The sequence below is a fragment of the Acidithiobacillus ferriphilus genome, assembly GCF_018854775.1.
Taxonomy (GTDB): Bacteria; Pseudomonadota; Gammaproteobacteria; order Acidithiobacillales; family Acidithiobacillaceae; genus Acidithiobacillus; species Acidithiobacillus ferriphilus.
On sequence record NZ_JAAZTY010000220.1, the window covers coordinates 1 to 3,321 of the forward strand.

At 64.5% G+C, this 3,321-nt stretch carries 3 protein-coding genes; all 3 read right to left on the reverse strand.

Going from position 1 to position 3,321, the window contains the following annotated elements; genetic code table 11:
• A partial coding sequence (gene recC / locus HF921_RS12525; protein ID WP_215893930.1) for an exodeoxyribonuclease V subunit gamma occupies positions 1 to 2,097 on the reverse strand: 2,097 nt, incomplete at its 3' end.
• Positions 2,094 to 2,885 (reverse strand): HvfC family RiPP maturation protein, encoded by a 792-nt coding sequence (locus tag HF921_RS12530; protein WP_319025496.1) that lies wholly within the window; start codon positions 2,883 to 2,885, stop codon positions 2,094 to 2,096. The genes HF921_RS12530 and recC, both read right to left, overlap by 4 nt.
• On the reverse strand, positions 2,872 to 3,321 hold a 450-nt coding region (locus HF921_RS12535), incomplete at its 5' end, for a multinuclear nonheme iron-dependent oxidase (protein WP_215893932.1). The genes HF921_RS12530 and HF921_RS12535, both read right to left, overlap by 14 nt.

Genomic DNA, 3,321 nt, shown 5'->3' on the forward strand with positions numbered 1-3,321 from the left:
ACGCCGGGGGTAGTCGCCCTCGTTCATGCCGAGCAGGCAGACCAGCGGGTAGGGCACCGCGCGCATAGGCAGGAGGGTGCAAAAGGTGACGCCACCGCCGAGAAAACTGCGCCCTAAATCCGGGGCATCCAGCATTTCCAGCCAGGCGCCGCGAAACACGGCGAGGGGGAGTACTTCGTTAAAATCTGCCGCCGCGCAATCCGCCTGCCATTGACGCAGGACCTCTTCCAGGTTTTGCAGGAGGACTTCGTCGTCGTCATCGCTGGCGCTGAAAAAGTCCGTGAGCAGGGCGCGAGCCGCTTCGCCCCAGTGCTCCGGTATCAGGGACTCAGCCAAAACATGCTGCCAGTGCTCCAGCCTCTTCAGCAATTGACTGAGGGGGCCGAGGAGCGCGGCGTCCAGCCCGCCCACCTCGCCGTAGGCCTCGATGTCGGCGAAATGGCTGTCGTCGCCGTTGGCATAACCGAGACAGAGGCGTTGCAGGGCAAATTCGCCGCTGTTCTGGGGACCGCAATGGGGCAGGCCCAGGGCGGCGCGTTGTTCCGCCGAGAGGCCCCAGCGCCAGCCGGCGCCTGCCAGCCAGTGCTGCACGATGGGCAGGTCTTCCAGTTCCAGAGCAAAGCGGCGGCGCAGGGCGGGGCAGTTGAGGAGATCGCGGATTTCGCTTTGCCGGCAGCGCTGTTCGGGCAAATGCAGCAGCCAGTCCAGGGCCTGGAGCAAGGACTGTTCGTCGCGGGCTTGCAAGTCGACGATGTGGTAGGGAATGTAACGCTTATCCTTCCGATCATACTGGTCGAAGGTGGCGCGGATGAGGGGTGCAAAACTACCGATCTCCGGCACCATGACGATCACGTCGCGGGGCTGTAGCTTGCCGGTGGCGAAGCGGTCCAGCAGTTGATCGTGGAGAATTTGCACCTCGCGCAGGGCGCTGTGGGCGATATGGAAGACCACGGAGTGATCGTTATCGTCCAGCGCGGTGCAGGTTTCCGGCCTGATGCCCTCCAGATCACGGATTTGCACCTGCAACTGGCGCAGGAGGGGGCCGCCCTGATCTTCGCTGAAGAGGTCGATGCGCGGGATGTCCATCCGTTGCCGCAGCGCTGCCGTTTCATCGAACTGGTCCAGCAGATTGAGAAAATCCCGGCCCTGACGACCCCAGGCCGCGAGCAGGGGATTGCTTTCCACATGCAGATCTGCGGGCGCAACGGCCGACAGATCACGGTCGTTGCGCAACGCCTGGCGACGGCGTTCGCGCCGCAGCAATTCGCGTCCCGAGACGATATCGGCCCAGTGATAGCGGCAGGGGTTGGGTACCGCGAGAATCACCTGCATCTGCTGCCCGAGCGCGGCCAGCGCCGTCAGGCTCTGCTCCGGCAGAGTGGCCGCCCCGAAGAGAATAACGCGGCTGGGCAACGGTGTAGCGGGGGGATGCCCGGCGTTCAGAGCCGCGAGAAACTGGTCATGCACCTGCGCCCGACCCAGTGCCTGAGCCTGTTCGCGGCATTGCAGGTCGTGCCGCAACGCCGACCAGAGCCGGGGTTGCCAGCGCTGGTCGGTGGGCAAGGCCATACGTTCGCCATCGCCACGGCGCAGGGACGACTGGTCGGCGGCCCAGTCCGCCAGCCAGTCGCCACGATAGACCTGGTACTGGTCGAAGAGGTCGGCGATTTGGGCGGCCATTTGCCAGCGCCGTTCCAATGCACCGCCAGGTCGTTGCGATTGCCCCAGAAAATGCCGCAGAGGGGCGAAATCGGGTTGGGGCAGCAATTCCGGCAAGAGCCGCATCAGTCGCCAGGTGAGGGGGGCCTTGTCCAGCGGCGAGCGGGCCGAGACGATGCCGGTGCCCAGCACCCGTCCATAGCTTTCCCAGAGAAAACGCCCCGGCAGGGCGACGCGCACCGCCGCACAGATGCCCTCATGGGCCGCCAGGGTCCATTGCAGCCACTCGGCGATGCCGTTGCTCTGGACGAGAAAGATTTCCTCTTCCAGCGGCCGCAACGGGTGCTCGCGCAGCCACTCCAGGACCGCATCGCTGAGCCATTCCAGGCGGTCGCCGTGGAGAACGATAAAGCCCGGTTCGATTTCCGGGTGGCTCATGGAGGCGTAGGTATAGTGCCGAGAATGGCCCCTGCGGACCGCATCCGTTGCAGAAAAACGCGAATGCTTGCCTCCAGGCTGCGCAGGTCCGTCGCTTGCTCCAACAGGCCGCACTCCTGCCACTGGGCGAAAAGGGTGGCACCGGGCATGGGCGTTTCGCGCAGTGTAGCGAAAAGGCGGAGACCAAGGGCGTCCAGCACGATCATCTGCACGACATCCTCCGCATCACGATAGAGAAAGAGGGGGCTGGGCTCCGGTGCGAGCCCCGGCGCCGTGGTGAAGGACGGATCGAGAATCAGCCGTTGCACCGGGTAACGGTATTGTAGCAGGGCATGCACCGGATTCAGAATGGCGGTGCTGGTCCAGGGGTCGCCGTCGGGGTCGCATTGGGGAGGCAGATCGGTCTCGGCGATACCCAGGGTAAGCTCCAGCCATTCCAGATGGGCGAGTTCGAGGGCATAGGGGAGCGTTGCCGCAAGGTCTGCCTGCCGGGCAGACAGGTACGCGAGAAATTCGTCGGGTATCTGCCGGAAAAAGGGGCTGCGACAGGCGTGTTCGGCGATGAAGGCGTCTCGCCACGCCAGCCACTGCGCCTCACCCATCGCCCGTATCCAGAGGGGGAAGCAGGCTTGCAGAGCCGCCGCAAAATTGCCGACGAGCAGTTCGCGGTATAATTCCGCCGCCTGGAAATCGAAGTCCGCGGGGCAGTTCTGATCCGCGGGCGCGCGCAAATGCGCGGCGAGGGCCGTGGTCAGCGCCCGGTCACTGCCGGATTCAGGCTGCGCCACGAGCTTCCTGCACTGGGCGCACATTCTGGAGTTCCTCCAGGAGCCGGGGCAGGGGAGGAATCTGGTTATCCCATTCCAGCAGGGTGGGCAGGGGGCCGAAGATCTGTTCACTGCGGCGCAGCAGATCCCAGACCGGCGCCTCGACCGCCGCATCGTGGGTGTCGATGAGCCAGCCCTGTGGGTGCCGGGCATGGCCGGCAAGGTGCTGATAGACGATACGTCCGGCGGGTAACGCACGCAGAAAATCCGCCGCGTCGTAGTGGTGGTTGACGCTGTTGACGTAGAGGTTGTTGAGATCAAGGAGCAGGCGGCAATCCGCCTCTTCCAGCACGGCCAGCAAAAACTCCAGCTCGGTGAGCGCGCTATGGCGGAATCCGCCGTAGTAGGCGGTGTTTTCGATGATCAGCGGCATTTTCAGGAAGTCCTGCGCCTGACG